The 19,714-nt window shown below is 31.1% G+C and carries 18 protein-coding genes; 4 read left to right on the plus strand and 14 right to left on the minus strand.

Annotated features, from left to right (window positions below):
• Positions 1 to 182 precede the first annotated feature (182 nt).
• The 5 genes from pheT to NST64_RS07955 all read right to left on the minus strand — a co-directional run bounded on the left by pheT (position 183) and on the right by NST64_RS07955 (position 5,663).
• Positions 183 to 2,585: a phenylalanine--tRNA ligase subunit beta gene (gene pheT / locus NST64_RS07935; RefSeq protein WP_049417880.1), complete on the minus strand. Its 2,403-nt coding sequence runs from the start codon at positions 2,583 to 2,585 to the stop codon at positions 183 to 185.
• Positions 2,585 to 3,643, minus strand: a complete 1,059-nt coding sequence (pheS, locus tag NST64_RS07940) for a phenylalanine--tRNA ligase subunit alpha (protein ID WP_002449986.1) — start codon at positions 3,641 to 3,643, stop codon at positions 2,585 to 2,587. Before pheS ends, pheT begins: the two co-directional genes overlap by 1 nt.
• 351 nt (positions 3,644 to 3,994) lie before the next feature.
• The gene (locus NST64_RS07945) at positions 3,995 to 4,735 is read right to left on the minus strand and encodes a TrmH family RNA methyltransferase (protein WP_002450000.1); all 741 of its coding nucleotides are present in this window, start codon (positions 4,733 to 4,735) and stop codon (positions 3,995 to 3,997) included.
• A gap of 115 nt (positions 4,736 to 4,850) precedes the next feature.
• Positions 4,851 to 5,024: a 50S ribosomal protein L32 gene (rpmF, locus tag NST64_RS07950; RefSeq protein ID WP_001830121.1), complete on the minus strand. Its 174-nt coding sequence runs from the start codon at positions 5,022 to 5,024 to the stop codon at positions 4,851 to 4,853.
• A gap of 84 nt (positions 5,025 to 5,108) precedes the next feature.
• Positions 5,109 to 5,663, minus strand: a complete 555-nt coding sequence (locus NST64_RS07955; RefSeq protein ID WP_002449978.1) for a YceD family protein — start codon at positions 5,661 to 5,663, stop codon at positions 5,109 to 5,111.
• A gap of 126 nt (positions 5,664 to 5,789) precedes the next feature.
• On the opposite strand from NST64_RS07955, the gene NST64_RS07960 reads away from it, so the two are divergent.
• Positions 5,790 to 6,929, plus strand: a complete 1,140-nt coding sequence (locus NST64_RS07960; RefSeq protein ID WP_002450013.1) for a nucleotidyltransferase — start codon at positions 5,790 to 5,792, stop codon at positions 6,927 to 6,929.
• A gap of 46 nt (positions 6,930 to 6,975) precedes the next feature.
• On the opposite strand, the gene coaD is transcribed toward NST64_RS07960, so the two are convergent.
• On the minus strand, positions 6,976 to 7,461 hold the full coding sequence (gene coaD / locus NST64_RS07965) for a pantetheine-phosphate adenylyltransferase (protein ID WP_002450001.1): 486 nt from the start codon (positions 7,459 to 7,461) through the stop codon (positions 6,976 to 6,978).
• Positions 7,454 to 8,005, minus strand: coding sequence for a 16S rRNA (guanine(966)-N(2))-methyltransferase RsmD (rsmD, locus tag NST64_RS07970; RefSeq protein ID WP_002450015.1), 552 nt, complete (start codon positions 8,003 to 8,005; stop codon positions 7,454 to 7,456). Before rsmD ends, coaD begins: the two co-directional genes overlap by 8 nt.
• A 70-nt stretch (positions 8,006 to 8,075) precedes the next feature.
• On the opposite strand from rsmD, the gene NST64_RS07975 reads away from it, so the two are divergent.
• A complete protein-coding gene (locus NST64_RS07975) occupies positions 8,076 to 8,465 on the plus strand; it encodes a DUF7147 family protein (protein ID WP_002450006.1) in 390 nt (129 codons plus the stop codon).
• A gap of 17 nt (positions 8,466 to 8,482) precedes the next feature.
• Here NST64_RS07975 and NST64_RS07980 read toward each other — a convergent pair whose 3' ends face one another.
• On the minus strand, positions 8,483 to 8,734 hold the full coding sequence (locus NST64_RS07980; protein WP_002450007.1) for a DUF2129 domain-containing protein: 252 nt from the start codon (positions 8,732 to 8,734) through the stop codon (positions 8,483 to 8,485).
• Positions 8,735 to 8,878: 144 nt separating this feature from the next.
• Here NST64_RS07980 and NST64_RS07985 point away from each other — a divergent pair, with 144 nt between their 5' ends.
• Positions 8,879 to 9,814, plus strand: a complete 936-nt coding sequence (locus NST64_RS07985; RefSeq protein WP_002455482.1) for a glycerophosphodiester phosphodiesterase — start codon at positions 8,879 to 8,881, stop codon at positions 9,812 to 9,814.
• A gap of 175 nt (positions 9,815 to 9,989) precedes the next feature.
• On the opposite strand, the gene NST64_RS07990 is transcribed toward NST64_RS07985, so the two are convergent.
• The 4 genes from NST64_RS07990 to cyoE form a co-directional block, all read right to left on the minus strand.
• Positions 9,990 to 10,424 (minus strand): YlbF family regulator, encoded by a 435-nt coding sequence (locus NST64_RS07990; RefSeq protein ID WP_002449999.1) that lies wholly within the window; start codon positions 10,422 to 10,424, stop codon positions 9,990 to 9,992.
• A gap of 18 nt (positions 10,425 to 10,442) precedes the next feature.
• Positions 10,443 to 11,504 carry a CAP-associated domain-containing protein gene (locus NST64_RS07995; RefSeq protein ID WP_002449976.1) on the minus strand — a complete coding sequence of 354 codons (1,062 nt, stop codon included), beginning with the start codon at positions 11,502 to 11,504 and terminating at the stop codon, positions 10,443 to 10,445.
• 342 nt (positions 11,505 to 11,846) lie between these two features.
• A complete protein-coding gene (locus NST64_RS08000) occupies positions 11,847 to 12,308 on the minus strand; it encodes a DUF420 domain-containing protein (RefSeq protein ID WP_002450009.1) in 462 nt (153 codons plus the stop codon).
• A gap of 29 nt (positions 12,309 to 12,337) precedes the next feature.
• Positions 12,338 to 13,249, minus strand: coding sequence for a heme o synthase (gene cyoE, locus NST64_RS08005; RefSeq protein ID WP_002449983.1), 912 nt, complete (start codon positions 13,247 to 13,249; stop codon positions 12,338 to 12,340).
• Positions 13,250 to 13,487: 238 nt separating this feature from the next.
• On the opposite strand from cyoE, the gene NST64_RS08010 reads away from it, so the two are divergent.
• Positions 13,488 to 14,408, plus strand: coding sequence for a COX15/CtaA family protein (locus NST64_RS08010; protein WP_002449990.1), 921 nt, complete (start codon positions 13,488 to 13,490; stop codon positions 14,406 to 14,408).
• A gap of 123 nt (positions 14,409 to 14,531) precedes the next feature.
• On the opposite strand, the gene NST64_RS08015 is transcribed toward NST64_RS08010, so the two are convergent.
• Positions 14,532 to 17,981 (minus strand): pyruvate carboxylase, encoded by a 3,450-nt coding sequence (locus tag NST64_RS08015; RefSeq protein ID WP_002488668.1) that lies wholly within the window; start codon positions 17,979 to 17,981, stop codon positions 14,532 to 14,534.
• A 335-nt stretch (positions 17,982 to 18,316) separates the two neighbouring features.
• Positions 18,317 to 19,549 carry a cell division peptidoglycan polymerase FtsW gene (gene ftsW, locus NST64_RS08020; protein ID WP_002455484.1) on the minus strand — a complete coding sequence of 411 codons (1,233 nt, stop codon included), beginning with the start codon at positions 19,547 to 19,549 and terminating at the stop codon, positions 18,317 to 18,319.
• Between the last annotated feature and the right edge of the window lie 165 nt (positions 19,550 to 19,714).

The raw sequence follows: 19,714 nt of genomic DNA on the forward strand, positions 1-19,714 counted from the left end.
GATTTTAGCGAGACTCTTGTGGGAATACGATACGTTAAAGACTACAGACTAGATCTGTCCCCTAATAAAAAGAGTCAACTATACAAAGTATTGTAAATAATGAAACCAGTAAATGACTTTATAATAAACTCATTTACTGGCTATTTTTTTAGGATATATGTCCCAATCTCTTCTTTATTTTATTATCGAATTGTAGCGCCTTTAGCTTTTAATGCTTCTAAAATTTTATCATGCACTTTAGAAACACGTTCATCTGTAAGTGTATTTTCAGTATCTAAATAATTTAAACGAATGGCTACTGATTTTTTACCTTCTTCCAAGTGTTCACCTTCATACACATCAAATACAAGTGTATTTTTTAGAATGTCTTCACCATTCTCATGAATAATATCTAATAATTCTGATGAAGGCATGTCACGGTTTACTTCCATAGCGATATCTCTTGACACACCAGGGAATTTTGGAATTGGTTCATAATTAATGTAACCTACAGCTACTCGCATCATTGAATCATAATCTAATTCAAATACATATGTGCGTTTAAGATCATTTTCAGCTGCTAATTGAGGATGTAATTCTCCTACAAATCCTATCTCTTTACCTTCTAATGAAACAATCGCAGTTCTGCCTGGATGAAGGCCTTTAATTTCGCCAGCTTTATAAGTGAAATCTAAATTTAATTTTTCAGCAATTCGATCGACTACACCTTTAGCAATAAAGAAATCAATCTCTTCTTTTTTACCTTGCCAAGTATTAACTACATATTCTCCAGTTAGAATACCACTTAAATATTCTATTTCATCCGGTAATTCATCTTTGCCGTTACCAAAGAACACACGTCCAATTTCATATAATCTTACATTTTTATTTTTACGTGCTACGTTATAAGCTGTTGCTTCGATTAAATGTGGTAATAAGCTTTGACGTAATGTAGAATGCGCTTCACTCATTGGCATAAGTAGACTAATTGTAGGACGTTCTTGTAATGCAAAATCTTTCGCATGGTCTTTAGACACAAGTGAATATGTGATGGCTTGATTTAATCCTGCACCTTCGAGTGTTTCTTTTACTGTACGCGTTTTATATTGACGATCTGTCAATTTTCCACTAGTTACATCATCGAACGCTGGTAAAGTTGAAGGAATATTATCATAACCGTATATTCTTGCTATTTCTTCAATTAAATCCTCCTTAATTGAAATATCTTTACGACGTGAAGGTACATATACTGTTAAAGTATCGGCATTTTGAATCGTTTTAAATCCTAATTGTTCAAAAATAGCTTTAATCTCATCATTTGATAAATTAAAACCAATTGTTTGATTTACTTTTTCGGCAGTAATATCAATTGGCGTAACAAGTGAACCTAAATCCCCTTGTGCCACTCTATCTTTTAATACTTCGCCAGAGGCATAATGTTCAAGTAAATAACAAGCTCTATCGACTGCTTCATTGACAAATTCTGTTGCAATACCTTTTTCAAAGCGACTTGAAGACTCACTACGTAAATTCAAACGACGTGATGTGTGACGAATAGATACAGGGTCAAAAATCGCACCTTCTACTACGACATTCATTGTTTGATCAGTCACTTCTGAAAAATCTCCACCCATAACACCAGCTAATGCAATAGGTTCTTTACCATTTGTAATAACGATATCTGTATCAATAAGAGTTCTTTCAGTATCGTCTAATGTTGTCATTGTTTCATTTTCATTCGCTTGACGTACAACAATATCTTTAGAACCCATATGATCTTGATCAAACATATGAAGTGGTTGACCATATTCGAGTAATACATAGTTAGAAATATCAACTACATTATTAATTGGACGGATACCAGCTTTAATTAAACGTGCTTGCATCCAAATAGGTGATGGTGCAATTCTCACATTTTTAACAACTCTTGCACTGTAATAAGGGACTTTTTCAGGATTATCAACTGTCACTGATAACTCATCTGTTGCGGAAGTTTCAGTTTCGTTAAGCGTTGTATTTGGTTTAGTCATTTCAGCTTGATATAACGCTGCAACTTCATATGCAGTTCCCACCATACTTAAAGCGTCTGCACGGTTAGGTGTTAAATCAAATTCCATAATTTGATCATTAAGATATAATGCGTCTAGTGCATCAGTTCCTGGTGTCACTTCATTAGGAAATACGAAAATTCCATTTTCATAATCTTTTGGTACAACATTACTTGAGACACCAATTTCTTGTAAGGAACAAATCATACCTTCCGAACGTTCTCCGCGTAATTTGGCACGTTTTATTTTAATCCCTCCAGGTAAACGTCCACCTACTTTAGCTACAATCACATATTGATTTTCATCAACATTAGGTGCTCCACAAACAATTTGAACAAGTTCTTCTTCACCTATATCAACTTGACAGATATTCAATTTATCTGCATCTGGATGTTTTTCTTTAGATGTTACATATCCTACTACTAAATTTTTAATATCTTTTGAGTAATCTATAATATCTGCTACTTCAATACCTGTACGTGTAATACGCTCAGCTAAGTCTTTAGCAGGTACACCAGCATCTACGTAATCTTTTAACCATTCATTTGAAATCAACATTATGCTTCACCTCTATCTTCTACAGCTTTAAATTGATTAAGGAATCTCACATCATTTGTATAGAAATGACGAATGTCTTCGATTCCGTATTTTAACATTGCTATACGATCTGGCCCCATACCAAATGCAAAGCCAGAATATTCATTTGAATCAAAACCGGCCATTTCTAGAACATTAGGATGTACCATACCTGCACCTAAGATTTCAATCCATCCAGTATGTTTACATACATTACATCCTTGACCTTTACATTTGAAACAAGAGACATCTACTTCCACTGATGGCTCTGTGAATGGGAAATAACTTGGTCGTAATCGAATCTCACGATCAGCCCCAAATAATTTTTTAGCTACTAACTCTAACGTTCCTTTCAAATCACTCATTTTAATATGTTTATCTACTACTAAACCTTCAATTTGTGTAAATTGATGACTATGTGTAGCATCATCTGAATCTCGTCGATACACTTTCCCAGGACAAATAATTTTTACTGGTCCTTGACCGTGACGTTTTTCCATTGTACGTGCTTGCACTGGAGACGTGTGCGTACGCATCAAAATCTCATCTGTAATATAAAAACTATCTTGCATATCTCGGGCTGGATGTGATTTAGGAAGATTTAAAGCTTCAAAATTATAATAATCTTGTTCTACTTCGTATCCGTCAACAATTTCATATCCTAATCCTAGGAATAAATCTTCAATTTCTTCAACTGTTCTAGTTAATGGATGTTTTGAGCCAATATTAATTTGACGACTAGGTAATGTAACATCAATTGTTTCCTCAGCAAGTTGTTGGTTTAACTTTTCATTTTTTAATAATTCTTGTTTTTCTTCAAGTTCATTTTGAATTGCTTGTCTTAATTCATTTACTTTTTGTCCATAAGCTGGCTTTTCTTCATTTGGTAAATCTTTCATATTTTTCATTAAACCACTTACAGAGCCTTTTTTTCCTAGATACTTTACTTTGACATCTTGTAAAGCACGTTCATCTTGCGCTTCGTTAATGTCTACTAAAGCTTGTTGTCTTAATTCTGTCATTGAATCATTTTGAGTCATGACTTACACCTCATACTTTCTATTTATCATAAAATTTGCTTTATTAAATTAAAAAAAGACTTTCATCCCTAAATAACTGGGACGAAAGCCTTCCGTGGTACCACCCAAATTTATGCTTAAGCATACACTTGTTAGCGTTGTTAACGAAGATGCACTCCGACTTAAATTTCTTTAAGTAACCAAAAAGGTGAAAAAAACTAATGTAAATTGAAGTAAGTTTCAGTCACGCTTACTTTCCCTGTGCAATTAATCATTTAGTTTACGTCTTTTTATCGGTTTATATTTATCTTTAATAAACATATCATTTTAATTTTGTATACAATTAAGTATAGTCGATTTTAAATCAAAAGGTCAACCTTTCAAATGATAAAGCAAAATACTTCCAGCAATCGCCACGTTTAAACTTTCCGCTTTGCCGTATATAGGTATAATAAGATTTTGCGAGGTATGTGCTAATAATTCTTTATTAACACCTTCTCCTTCATTACCAAGTAATAAGGCAAATATGTCTTGCGATTCGATGTTTTTATAAGACACAGCATTTTCTAAGGCTGTACCATATACTGGGCCATCAAATTGTTCAATAAATTTATTTAATTCTGTTGTGACAATAGGAATGTGAAATACACTTCCTTGACTTGCTCTCATTACTTTGTCTTGGTATGCGTCTGCTGTACCTTTTTCCATTACAACCATATCTATACCCGCAGCATCTGCTGTACGAATTAACGTGCCTAAGTTACCAGGATCTTGTATACGATCAAGTAATAACACTTGTTTCGCTTTTGAGATATCATGTTTAGGTTTTTCAATAACTGCAAAAAAACCTTGTGGTGTAATAGTCCCTGATAATGATTCAGCCACTTTCATATTAATTTCGTAAGCTTCTTTTGCATACTCTAAAAGTCTAGAATCTGTTCTTTCTGGCTCAATTACAAATAATTGTTTAATCATTATATTACTTTTAAATGCTTCATCAATTAAATGTATGCCTTCGATGAGAGCTAATCCTGTTTTATCGCGTTCTTTTTTCTTTTTAAGTTTATTTGCTAATTTAATTTTATTATTTTGTGTTGAAGTAATTTGTTCCATAATAGTCTCTCCAAATTATTTTTGATAGCAATGGTATAAATTGAGATAATATAAAAAAAGAGTGGGATAGAATTCATAATGAATTCGTATTCCACCTTTTTTTAATAGATATAAATTATTTAGAAACGACTTCTTCACCATTGTAAGAACCACAGTTTTTACATACGCGGTGAGATAATTTGTACTCGCCACAATTTGGGCATTCAGTCATACCAGGTACTGAAATTTTGAAATGAGTACGACGTTTATTTTTTCTAGTTTTAGACGTTCTTCTTTTTGGTACTGCCATGATATATCCTCCTTAATATTAAAACACATAATCTCAAGTATTCGGTCATTTAATTATTATACTATAAATTAAATTAACCTGCTATTACTCTTTATCATATAACTGTTGTAATTTTTGAAGCCTAGGATCAACTTGGCGTGTTTGGGAATCGTCGTTATCTTTAGAGTTTTCAAGCTCAAGCGCTTGTTCTTCATCAATAACTTCCCAACCGTTACCTTCTGTAAGCATTTGATCACTATTCTCAGAAAATGCACGCATTGGCTTCTCAATAATAACCAATTCTTTAGCAATATCTCGGATATTAATCATACCATCTGTAGCAAGATGATAATGTTCATCTTCATCTACTTCTTCTTCGGTATAACTATTATAACCTTCTAAATCAAATACTTCGGAAGTTCTGACATCAAGTGGCACATCTACAGGCACTAATGTACGAGCACAAGGCATAGTATACGTACCAATAACATGCATATCTGCTATCACTTCATTTGATTTTATGGTTAATTCACCTTCGATATTTACTTCTGATAAATCAATCAGACCTAAAGGTTCTATTAAATCGTCAAAGTTCGCCTTTTCATTGAATTCAAAAGGTTTACCTTGATATTTTCTCAATTGCGTTATTGACCATTTCATATGGCTTCACCTCTAACAAACACAAAATTTATTTTAACTTTACTATTATAAGTTGTCAAGATTTTTTCTTAACATCTTATTATCTGTTACAATACTAATAATGAATACTGAAAGGACGAATTGCAAATGAAAAGTGTTGGATTGATTACAGAGTATAATCCATTTCATAACGGTCATGCTTATCATGCGCAACAAGCTAAAACACAGTCCGATGCAGAGATCTCTATTGCAATCATGAGTGGTAACTTCGTTATGAGAGGTGAACCTGCTATTTATAACAAATTTCTACGTACACAAATGGCACTTTCCAATGTCGATTTAGTTGTTGAGTTACCTCTTATCGCTAGTCTTTCTTCAAGTGATTATTTTGCACAGATAGCTGTTCAAGTTGCTCGTTATCTAGATGTTGATACTATTGCTTTTGGAAGTGAAACACCTGATATAACTCGCCTTAAAAATGCTGCAAATGAAATAATCAATTTAGAACATAGTTCAACTTTTAATCAAAAAGTAAAAGAAGGTAGTAATTATGCAAAAATTATAAATGATTTAATTAGCGATAATACTTTACTAAAAATGCCTAATAATATTTTAGCAATCACTTACTTAAAAGCTATACAACAATTTGCACCTCACATGAAAGGACTTGCTATCCAACGTGTGCATGCTCATCATCATGATGCGACAATTGAAACATCATCCTTTGCAAGTGGTTCTGCAATTAGGCAGTCGTTAATCACTCAAGCAACTCAGTGGACTACAGTTGTTCCCTCTTCAATTCAATCACTGTATACAACACCTCATTTAACTAAAGAGGATACATTTAACTTGATTAAATATCATATCTTAAGTCATTCAATTCATGAAATGGCTCATATATACACTATATCTGAAGGACTAGAACATCGATTAAAAAAATATATTAATCAAGCAACTTCTTTTGAATCCTTTATGTCTTTACTGAAGACAAAACGCTTTACCTATACTCATTTACAACGCATACTTATGCAAATTCTTTTAAATGTAAAAAAAGAAGATTCTATTCAATCCATTTCAGCTGTAAGAATTTTAGGAATGAATCGTCGCGGACAAAGTTATCTCAAACAATTAAAAACCAAATTTCCAGAGCGTCAATTCATCACTAATATTAATAAAACATCTGCTCATTTTTTTAAAAATGAAATTAAAGCTACCGATATTTATAACTTATTATCAGGTCAAAAGAAAAATGATTTTAATACACCTGTAATTAGATTAAATAATTGAATTAAAGCGTATGGAACATTTCATTTCTGTTCTATACGCTCATTTTTTAATCTTCAAATTTTTCTTTTAATGCTCTTTCAACATGACTAGGTACGAAATCTGAAATATCTGCCTTATATTGAGCCACTTCTTTCACAACACTTGAACTAATAAATGAATAGTTTGTACTTGTCATCATATACATTGTTTCAACATTACTATTTAATTTTTTATTCATTGAAGTTAAGCGTAATTCATATTCAAAATCACTCACTGCTCTTAAGCCACGAATAATTGTTTTAGCGCCTATTTTATCACAAAAATCGACAAGTAATCCATTAAAATTATGTACTTTCACATTTGGCAAATGTTTTACAGATTCACGTATTAATTCCATACGTTCTTCAATAGAAAATGTACCTGCTTTACTACTATTTTTTAATATACATACATGAAGTTCATCAAATCGATCAGAACTTCTTTCGATAATATCTAAATGTCCATAAGTAATAGGATCAAAGCTACCTGGAATGACTGCTTTTGTCTTAGTCATTGTGTTCTCCTTTTTTTAATAACAAAGTATCTGTTAAACCGTAATGATATTGCTTAATTACTTCAAAATCATATGTATTGATTTTTTCTTGATTACTAAACTCACAAATGATAATACCATGTTCTTTTAATAAATTAAACTTAGAAATTTGGTCTAGAGCCTTATCTATTAGCCCTTTATTATAAGGAGGGTCTAAAAAAATAAAATCAAATTGAATGTCTCTTTTATTGATAGCCTTTAACGCTCTATCTGCATTATTTTTATATACTTCAGATTGTTCCTCTAAATTTAATTGTTTCAAGTTAGCTTGGATCACTTTAACTGCTTTAAAGTTTTGGTCTACAAATATAACTTTATCCATACCTCTAGAAAGTGCTTCAATTCCTAAAGCACCACTACCAGCAAATAAGTCTAAACCTAAGCCGTATACTTCATGTAAACTGTTAAAAATACCTTCTTTAACTTTATCCATTGTTGGACGTGTATTGCGTCCTTCTAAACTCTCTAGTGGTTTACTTTTATGTTTTCCAGCAATGACTCTCATTTTGACTTACACTTCCATTTCATTCATTTATTTACTATAATTTGTTTTGAAAAAGGAGAATTAAATATTTATGAAACAATCATTTATTATTTTAGGAGAAGGACTTACAGATTTATTCGAATTTCTTACTCTTATTGAATATAATCATGCAAGAATAGACAAGGTTGTCTATTTCCATACACCACAGTCAGACAAACAATTATCGTCAGTCGCAATTATTATGAATCCTACGACCGGTAAACAATTTCAAGCCATGTATATGATGTTAAACGCTTTAAAATATCCCTACCCAAATAGTAATAAAAAATTTGAGATGATTAATGAACAAGCTCAATCGTATGACATTCCTATTGTCGGCATTGATGTTCAACCGCCAAATGCATTTCATACGAATGATTTATATTTTAAATATTTAATTAGCGTACTTCGTTTACAAAATTGGATCCCACCGATGCAATAACAATTTTTAAATACATCTTAAAGCATTTCATGCTTTTCTTTATCATATGTTTTTTTCAAGTTTTTATAGGGGGATCCATCAATATGTAAGACATATTTTAATTTCATTAATTTCTGGAGAATATCGTCTACTTCATGTTCATTAACATACATTACTATATACTTTCGAGGTTTATTAGTATAAACAATATGTCCATATTTACGTATCTGTCTTTCATGTTTAATATGCTTTAAGTAAATAATTAAGCTAACTCTTGGAATCAATTCCATATTATTTCACTCACTCCATTTATTATGCATAATTACTATACCATGACTAATAATTTTATAAAATACATTCAATATCTCAATACTTAACTTTCAAAAAATATTGATTTAATTATTAATTTTAAATGAACTTTAGGAGGTTATACCTTGAAACACATTAAGAAAAATTTTTTTAATTTGGGTATCACTAGTATGGGTATACTAAGCAGTTTATTACTTTTAAAAAGAAATCAAAAGCCTAACATGCTTAAAGACATACCTTACTTTTTTAATGGACCAGCACCTTATATTTTTGCACATAGAGGTGGAATGTCAGTTCGACCAGAACAAACACAATTAGCTTTCGATAATGCTGTTGATTATGGTTTAGATGGCTTTGAAACAGATGTGAGACTAACTAAAGATGAAGAATTGATTGTTTTTCACGACGCTACAGTCGACCGTACTACTAATGGTTCAGGAAAAGTATGTGATTACACACTAAAAGAATTAAAAAAATTAGATGCAGGATTTCATTTTACTGATATCAATGGTCGACATATTTACAGAGGGCATCAACAAGCTAGAATTTTAACTTTCGATGAACTTTTAAAAATGTACCCTAGCAAATATATCAATGTAGATTTAAAAGATGCTCCAAGTAGTTATGAAGGATCTATTGCCCCTAAAAAAATGTATGATATTATAAAGCATCATCATGCTGAGAAACGTGTACTTGTAACGAGTTTTCATAAAGAACAAAATGAACGTTTTAGAGCAATAAGCAATGGAGAAATCGCTACTGGCGCAAGTCAACATGAAGTGACTGAAGGTGTGATTAAGTTTATTTTAGGACTAGGCTATCATTATCATCCTCAAGCTGACACATTTCAAATGCCTATAAAATTCAAAGGTATCCCATTATCATCAACTCATTTTATTCAATGGCTTAACTTATTAAATATTGTGCCAGGTTATTATGGCATCAATAGTGTTGACTTAATGTATGATTTGTATCAAAAAGGTGTTCACACCATTGTTACTGACCGTCCTGATTTAGGTAAACAATTTAAATCACTACTAAAACAGCATACCTTAAGTTAAATACACTTATTCTATATATTATATAAAATTAAACTATATGCATAAAAGAATCTGAGACATACATCATCATTGTCTCAGATTCTTTTAATATATTAATCATCAATAACTAAAATAAAAATATACTTACATCTAATTTTGCAACTCAACCTCTGATTTACTAGATTTTTATTCTTAATTATAAACTACAATTACATGTGCCTCCTGAGGCGCAACCTTTAGAATCTGTTTTAAAAAATGGATTACCCACTTCAATCTTTACATTTTCTGACACAGATAATGCGATTTTAGTCAACACTTCATCTATTAAATTTTGTAATTGTACTTCTTTAGATTTGTAATCCATTACATTAGGCAACATTTCATAAGCTCGCTTACGTCGACGTGTATCTAACATGACATTTTGATAATCTGGGTGATATCTACCAAAGCGCATCACTTCATCATAACGTTCTTTTGATTTTAAAAAAGCTTGATACAATAAATGTGCTTCATCATCTTGTTTAAGTTTTTTTTGAGCTTCTCTATAATTAAAATACACTTTTGATTGTACAATCATGTCTGATAAATCTTCAATTTCATCTAAAATTGATAATGTTTCCTCTGTATACATTATCGGTCACCTCACAACCTATTTTTGTACAAAAATAAGTGAATAATAATTTCTCATTACTTCTCCACCCATTTCATTATACTTTTTATTTAACATTCTTGAACGGTGTATATCCGAATTCATCCAACTATGAATTAATGTAGGCACATCATTGAAATCATAACCCACATTTTGACTTGTAGCTATAAAATCAATATTTTCGTTATCAAGTTGGCTCTTAAGTGCACCTTCTGTAAATTCAACATCTTCTGTACCAGTTGCTTCATATAAGTTTGCTGAAGCAATGTGTGATATGTCTGAATTTACTTTCAATGGTGGAATATGTTTTAAATCTCTCATTTGATTAGTAATTTCATAGAGTGTTATCAATTGATTTGGGTTTTGTTCATATGGTAATGAATTTTTATTATTTCTGTCATTATTAAATTTATCATCTGATATATCTTCTTCATCTGTTAATTGATACGGTTTTATAAATGCTAATAGTTCTTTATCTAGATATCGAATACCCATAATTCGATTTGATTGTTGATCTACATAAACTTGAGCATAAACATTACCATATTTAATTAGAGTTTGAGTTTTAATATCTTCATCTGATAACTCAAAATTATATTGTTTTCCATTCACTTTAAAAGAGGGGTCAGGATTAATACTAGTTTTTTCAAATATATGTGAAGCATTTTCATTGATTTTTAATGATTCGGTTTGAGCTTTTTCTCCAGTAGCATAAACAGATTTAATTTCGTCATGTTTTGTAGTGACAATATAATATTGTTGCTTTCTCTTAAATATATAATCAGTATATCCGCCTTTAACAGGGTATGTACGATTTGCTTGTCCATATTTATTTGTAAGATAATTAATATCTTTACCTATCCAAGTACCTATCCCATTTTTGGGAGCAGGATTTTCAGTCTGTTTTTTCACGGAATGTGATTCTTGATTTGAATGACTTATTTTATTGTTGTTATTAGGATTTTCAAGGACATCAAATTTTAATCTTGGTGAGTAAAATAAATAAATTAGAAATGTAATTAAAAATACGATTCCTAAAACTTTAATTACTAACTTAGTCATTACTCCCCCACCTCTTTAGAATTACATATATTGTACAAAATAACTATTTTAACAATCAAGTCATTCATTTTTTCTAAACTCCAAATTTATTAATTAAACTACATTATACCTATTTACAAATAAAATAAACAATTAATATTAAGACATAGCTTATACTAAACAATTTTATCATATCAATATAGAATCCACTGTTGTTATTTCATGATAAAAAAGGAAGTGAATCAGAATTCATTTTGAATTCGTCGTCCTCCTTAACAATTTGATCATCGACTACCCAAATATTAAAAATACCTGAGACAACTCATTATGTCCCAGGCTATTCTTTAAAATTATTCAATATTGTTATAAACCTAGTGTGGCTTTAATCAACGATGTAGTTTCTCCACCTGGATAAATTACATATAATAATAAGTATACTGCCACACCTGTAATGCCAGTAAAGAACCATATAATTGAAGCGACAGGTCCGATTCTTCTATGCCATTTAAATTTATCTTTAAATGCAGTAATAATTTGAACTAATCCTAATACGCCACCAATCGTAGCAAGATTAACGTGGAAGATTAAGAATATCTTATAATATGTTCTAACAGAATCTGGACCACCAAAATCTGTATTACCTATAAATATCGTTCGAGTTGAGTAAATAATAAAAAACGTTAATGCGAAAAATGCTGCCCATAACATAACTTTTTTGTGAGTATTAACATGACGATGAGCAATTTGCCACCATCCTATCGCTACTAAAATAGCACTAATTACGATACAGCTTGTACTAATGGTTGGTAGAATTGGTAAACTCATATGTTCCATCCTTATTTAACTTAGATATTTTAAATCATTTTTATTAAAGAGATGACAACGACTAATGCAAAGAATACTACTAGATAATTTAGTGAATAGATAAACATTTTTGTTGCCCACTTAGTTTGATCGGTATTTTTCTTAAATGTTGTTAAACCTATAAAAATCCATCCAAAATTTAATAAAGTTGCTAATACAACAAACGTAGTGCCTAAACTAGATAATAGGAAAGGTAATGGTAATAATAATACTAACCAAATAAACATACTTATTCTTGTACGTTTAAAACCTTTTACTGAAGGTAACATAGGAATATTTGCTAATGAGTATTCATCACTACGTTTAATAGCTAGAGCATAGAAATGAATAGGTTGCCAACAAAAGACAACTAAAAATAAAGCAAAAGCTACAAGACTGATTTGTCCATCAATAGCTGTCCATCCAATTAAAGGTGGTACAGCGCCTGGAAAACTTCCTACTACTGTATTCCAAGTCGTATGTCTTTTAGACCAGATTGAATAATATGATACATATCCTACTATACCAAAAAGTCCTAAAACACCTGATGGCACATTTAATAAGAATAGACATGCTTCTCCTACTAACATCATACCAAAACTTAACATCAATAAATGTTTATCAGAAATTCTATCGTTTACTGTTGGTCTACTTTGTTTACTTGGCATAATTTTATCAATATCTTGATCATAATAATTATTTAATGCACAAGCACCACCCATAATTAATGTCGAACCTATCAACATTAATAGGATTTGAGGTATTGACGATAGGAAGGAATGATTTGTCATTACAATAGCTAACCAAGCGCCTGCAAAAGCAGGAATTAAGTTACCCTGTACCAAGCCCATTTTAATAATTTGTTGTAGTTCTTTAAAAGACACTCTACTTGACGGCTGTGATAAAGTGTGTTCTTTACTCATGGTTCCCCTCCTTAAAATTTTCATATAGTATTATGATATAATAATTACTTATAAAAGGCTAGGTTATATTTATTTAAATTGTGACACTTTAACGACTTTCTGTTTCACTAATTTTTTGTCTTTAATTATTGTAGTATAATAGTGGTAATATTTATAATTATATCTTTTATATTAAAATCAGAGCATAAATGGATATCATATTACAAAATATTTTAAATTAATGGCGGGGTGTTTAAACTTGTTTAACAAACGAAACCTTAAATGGTTATCAATCGTAGCAACAATTATTATGGCAATGGTACAACTTGGGGGCGCCTTAGTAACTAAGACGGGCTCTGAAGATGGCTGTGGTGCTTCATGGCCTTTATGTCACGGTGCTTTATTGCCTCAGAATTTGCCAATTGCTACAATCATTGAATTGAGTCACCGAGCTGTATCAGGTTTATCATTAATTGTTGTGTTATGGTTGGCCATCACAGCTTGGAAAAATATAGGATACATTAAAGAGGTTAAACCTTTAGCAATTATTAGTGTTGCTTTTCTATTAATTCAAGCCTTGATTGGTGCAGCAGCTGTTATTTGGCAACAAAATTCTTATGTCTTAGCTTTACATTTTGGGATTTCATTAATTAGTTTTTCTTCTGTATTCGTATTAATGCTTATTATTTTTGAAGTGGATAAAAAATATGAGGCTGATGAATTATTTATAAAAAAACCATTGCGTAATCTTACTTGGATTATGACGGGCGTTGTTTATGTCGCTATTTATACTGGTGCTTTGGTTCGCCATGCTAAAGCAAGTTTAGCATATGGAAGCTGGCCATTACCGTTTAATGATTTAGTACCCCATACTGAGCAAGATTGGGTACAATTTGCACATCGCGGTATGGCACTTATCACTTTTTGTTGGATTATGATCACATTTATTCATGCCATCAAAAATTATTCTGAGAACCGTACAATTAGATATGGTTATACTGCCGCATTTATTTTAATTATTTTACAAGTGATTACGGGCGCATTGTCTGTAATGACACATGTTAATTTAATTGTTGCATTGCTACACGCACTTTGTATTACTATACTTTTTGGCTTAATCGCTTACTTTATTTTACTCATGCTTCGTTCAATTAGAAGTGAAAATTCAAAAATTAAATAAAGTTTTAAAAGACACGTTAGAGTTATTGTAGAACATATAATCTCTAACGTGTTTTTTATGCAAAAAAGCATAAGATAGAATGTCATTTAACTTTCTATCTTATGCTTTTAAACTTTTTAATACCTACTCAGATTTTTCAATTTCGATTAATAAATCTCCCGTTGCAATAGCATCACCATTTCCAACAGTAACTTTTTTAATCACTCCATTAAACGGAGCTTGAATTGTTGTTTCCATTTTCATTGCTTCGGTAATTAATAGTGGTTGATTTACTTTAACCTCATCACCTACTGAAACTTTAACTTCAGTCACACTTCCTGGCATTTGAGCTCCTATATGATTTGGATTTGTTTTATCTGCTTTAGGTTTTACATTCGCATTTGTTTTTATGTTTTCATCTTTAATCGTAATACGACGTGCTTGACCATTCATCACGTAATAAATTGTTCGGTTACCATTTTCATCTGCTTCGCTAATTGTTTCAAGTTTAATAATTAAACGTTTTCCGTTTTCAATTTCAATCTCTACAGTCTCCCCGTTACGCATACCAAAGAAGAATGTCGGTGTATCAAGTAATGATAAGTTACCATATTGTTGTCTAGTTTGAATAAATTGATCAAATACTTTTGGATAAAGTACATAACTTATAATATCTTGCTCAGTCACTTCACCATAATTTTTATCTTGTAATTGTTCTCGTATCTCATCAAAATCTACTGGTTTTAAATATTCTCCTGGACGTTCAGTTAGCGGTTGTTGACCTTTTAAAATAATATCTTGTAATTGTTTATTAAAGCCATTTACTGGTTGACCAATCTCACCTTTAAAGTATGACACTACTGATTCAGGAAAATCTAATTTATAACCTTGTTCAATAATCGATTGTTCATCTAAATCATTTTGTACCATATATAACGCCATATCTCCTACCACTTTTGAAGATGGTGTCACTTTAACGATATCTCCAAACAAGAAATTAACACGACGATACATATCTTTGACCTCATTAAAACGTTCACCAAGACCTAAACTTTTAGCTTGTTGACTTAAATTAGAGTATTGACCACCTGGCATTTCATGTTGATAAATTTCTGTATTAGGTGACTTAATATCACTTTCAAAGTCAACGTAGTATGGACGAACAGTACTCCAATAGTGACTTAATTCTTCTAAACCTTGAATATCTGTACGCATATTTCGTTTAAATCCATCTAATGCATAATATAAAGAGTTCACACTTGGTTGACTTGTTAAGCCACTCATCGATGCAATAGCTGTATCGATAATATCTACACCAGCATCGATGGCTTGTTTGTAGATTAATAAACCATTTCCACTTGTATCATGTGTATGTAGATGTATTGGTAAATTAACTGCAGCTTTTAATTCTCCAACCAGTTCATATGCTGCTCTAGGTTTTAATAAGCCAGCCATATCTTTAATTGCTAAAATATGGAAACCTTCACGTTCTAATTCTTTAGCTAATTTAACATAGTAATCTAAAGTGAACACATTTGAACGTTCTGGGTTTAAAATATCACCTGTGTAACAAATAGTACCCTCCGAAATTTTACCTGCTTTTTGTACCGCTTCATTTGCCACTTTCATTTGATCTACCCAGTTTAATGAGTCGAAAATACGGAAAACATCTACACCTGCTTTAGCACTTTCATCTACAAATTTTTGAATTACGTTATCAGGATAATTCTTATAACCCACAGCATTTGAAGCTCTTAATAACATTTGGAATAATACATTTGGAATCGCTTTTCTAAGTTTTTCTAAACGCTCCCAAGGATTTTCTTTTAAGAAGTTGTATGCTACATCAAAAGTAGCGCCACCCCACATTTCTAAAGAAAAACTATCTTTAAATACTTCAGCAGTTTTAGAAGCTATATTTAACATATCTTTTGTACGTACACGCGTAGCAAGTAAAGATTGGTGCGCATCACGGAATGTCGTATCAGTAATTAAAACATCATCTTGTACTTTAACCCAATCCGCAACACCACTAGGCCCTTTTTCATCTAGTAATTGTTTTGTACCATATAGACTTTGAATTTTCTTTTTTGAAACTTGCGGAATCGAAGTTGACTCATAGTCTGGCTTCGTACGTTTTTCGACATTCGGAAAACCATTAATGGTTACATTCCCAATGTATTCTAATGTTTTAGTACCACGGTCTAATGTAGGTGCAATATCGAATAATTCCGGTGTTTCTTCAATAAATTTTGTTGTATAATCTCCACTTCGGAATTTTTCATTACGCATGACATTAACTAAAAATGGGATATTTGTTTTCACACCACGAATACGCATTTCTCGTAAAGAGCGTTCCATTTTTTCTTCAGCTTGTTTAAAAGTAATGGCATGAGTAGATAATTTCACTAATAGTGAGTCATAGTAAGGTGAAATTTCAGCGCCTTGGAAGCCATCTCCTGCGTCTAAACGTACACCAAAACCACCACTTGAACGATAAGCAATAATCGTACCAGAATCTGGCATAAAATCATTTGTAGGATCTTCAGTAGTGATACGACATTGAATAGCATAACCAAGTGTTTGGATTTCTTCTTGAGGAGGTAAAGCGATACGTTCGTCAAATAGGCTTGCTCCATCTGCCACTAAAATTTGAGTTTTAACTATATCAATTCCTGTAATCATTTCTGTAATCGTATGCTCTACCTGAACACGCGGATTGACTTCAATGAAGAAGAATTCATCCCCGGATACTAAAAATTCCACTGTTCCAGCATTAACATATTTGATATTTTTCATTAATTGTAATGCAGATTGACAAATACGTTCTCTTAATTCATCAGGTAAACCTACAGATGGTGCTACCTCAACTACTTTTTGATGACGACGTTGTACAGAACAATCACGCTCATATAGATGAACAATATTACCATATTCATCGCCAATAACTTGAACTTCAATATGTTTTGGATTATCGATGTATCTTTCGATATATACTTCACTATTACCAAATGATTTTTGTGCTTCAGATTTCGCACGATGAAACGCATCTTCTAATTCACTTTCTTCGCGAACAATACGCATACCTTTCCCACCACCACCACTTGTGGCTTTAATCATCAGAGGGAACCCTGCTTCTTTAGCAAATGCCTTTGCTGCATCAAAATTTTCAATTGGTCCATCTGTTCCTGGTATAACTGGTAAATTTGCTTTAATTGCAGTTGTTCTTGCTTTTACTTTATCACCAAACATATCTAAATGGTCTAGGTGCGGGCCAATAAATGTTATGCCTTCTTCATTACAACGTCTTGCAAATTCTTCATTTTCACTTAAAAAGCCATAACCTGGATGTATTGCATCTACATTCGCACGTTTTGCTACTTCAATAATGCGTTCAATATTTAAATAACTTTCGGCAGGTCCTAAATCTTTTCCCACTAAATATGATTCATCGGCTTTATATCTATGTAATGAATTTTTGTCTTCATTTGAATAAATTGCTACTGTTTGAATATTTAATTCCGTTGCTGCTCTAAAAATTCTAATTGCAATTTCACCACGATTGGCTACTAATAATTTTTTTATATGATTCAAAGAAGAAACACCCCTTTATAATTTGAATATTCTAACTAATTAGATAATAAAATTTTATCTTAAAATAAATGAGAAAGCTATTACTTTTTTACATACAATTTATAAAATGAAAATATAGTAAATAGGTTAGCTTAATCACTATTTTAAAATGTAATCATTAATATTTATTATATTTAATAACTTTATATTATCATTTATAATTTGAAGACGCTACTCTAGACCAGTAATCCTTTAACTTGTCACATAAATGTAAAAAGAGTGGAAGCAAATTTTTTAATACTCGCTTCCACTCTCAATAATGTTAGTTACATATTTACACCTATAATTAAGTGATTTTAATATTGTCTAGGAATATCCACTTTGGATTTTTTATTTTTTATCGTTCTTTTTTCTTCAACTTTAATTTGTCTTGCTACTAACAATAATAATCCCATAGCAATACTTAAACTGATCATAGACGAACCACCAAAACTTATAAATGGAAGAGGCACCCCTGTAAGAGGAATCGTGGCTGATATACCCCCTAAATTTACGAACGTTTGACTACCAATATAACTCGCTACACCAACACATATTAATTTATAAAAATATGAAGATGTTTTAGTGGCTAATACAAATGCACGGAATACAATAAAAAATAATAATCCAATTACTAATAAGGCACCGACCAGTCCCAATTCTTCACAAATTACTGCGAAAATAAAATCTGTATGCGCTTCTGGAAGATAGCCCAGTTTCATGATACCGTTACCTAATCCTCGACCAAATAATCCTCCATTTCCGATTGCCATTAATGAATTGGATAAATGATACCCAGTTCCTGAAGAAGAACTAAAAGGATCGTAAATTGTACTAAAACGTGCCTTTAAATATTCTGGCATCATTCCGGTGAAAATAAAGAACCCAGCAATAAGAATAAATCCAAGAATAATATATAATATAGGTCCTTTTACTATTTTCTTAACACCTATACCTACAAATAAAAACATTGATAATATAATAATTAATGTTAATAATGTTTGTCCAATATCTCCTTGTAAAAGTACTAAACCTAAACAAAGGATAATTAAAATAACTGGTCCTTTGATAATTTTTAAATTACCTCTTAACTGTGGTAATTTTTTACTTAATACATAAGAAATATAAAGAATTAAAGCAATTTTTAGTAACTCTGAAGCTTGTAGATTCATAAATCCTAAGTCTATCCAACTTTTTGAACCATTGATATTTTTACCTACCAATAATGTTAAAATTAAAAGGACACAGATGATAATCATAATCCACTGTTGAATTTTTGATTGTTTAAAAACTTTTATATTCATCATAAATGAAATAAAAAAGACAATAATAAAACTCATGATAACATAAATTAATTGTCTGTTATAAAAATATGTACCTGAAACCTCAACGCCACCTGTTAATGTCCCTTTAGTAGCTGCCACCATACTGGCACTGTAAACCATCACTAAACCTATAAAACACAAAATAACATATGAAATTAATAATGGATAATCGATAAACTTAGAGGTTCTACCTATGTATCGAAATATATTTTTTAAATTATTCATAAAAAAGATCATCCAATTCTAAAAATTTAAACTATATATGCTCATTAAAACGATTTATCAAATTAAATTCTGTCTAAACTATTATATACTTTGTAATTATTAATTAACAAACATAAATATAAAAAATAAAATAAAAGGACTGAAAATATTATTTACATAACATTT

The sequence above is a fragment of the Staphylococcus sp. FSL W8-1268 genome, from assembly GCF_038003965.1.
Lineage (GTDB): Bacteria > Bacillota > Bacilli > Staphylococcales > Staphylococcaceae > Staphylococcus > Staphylococcus hominis.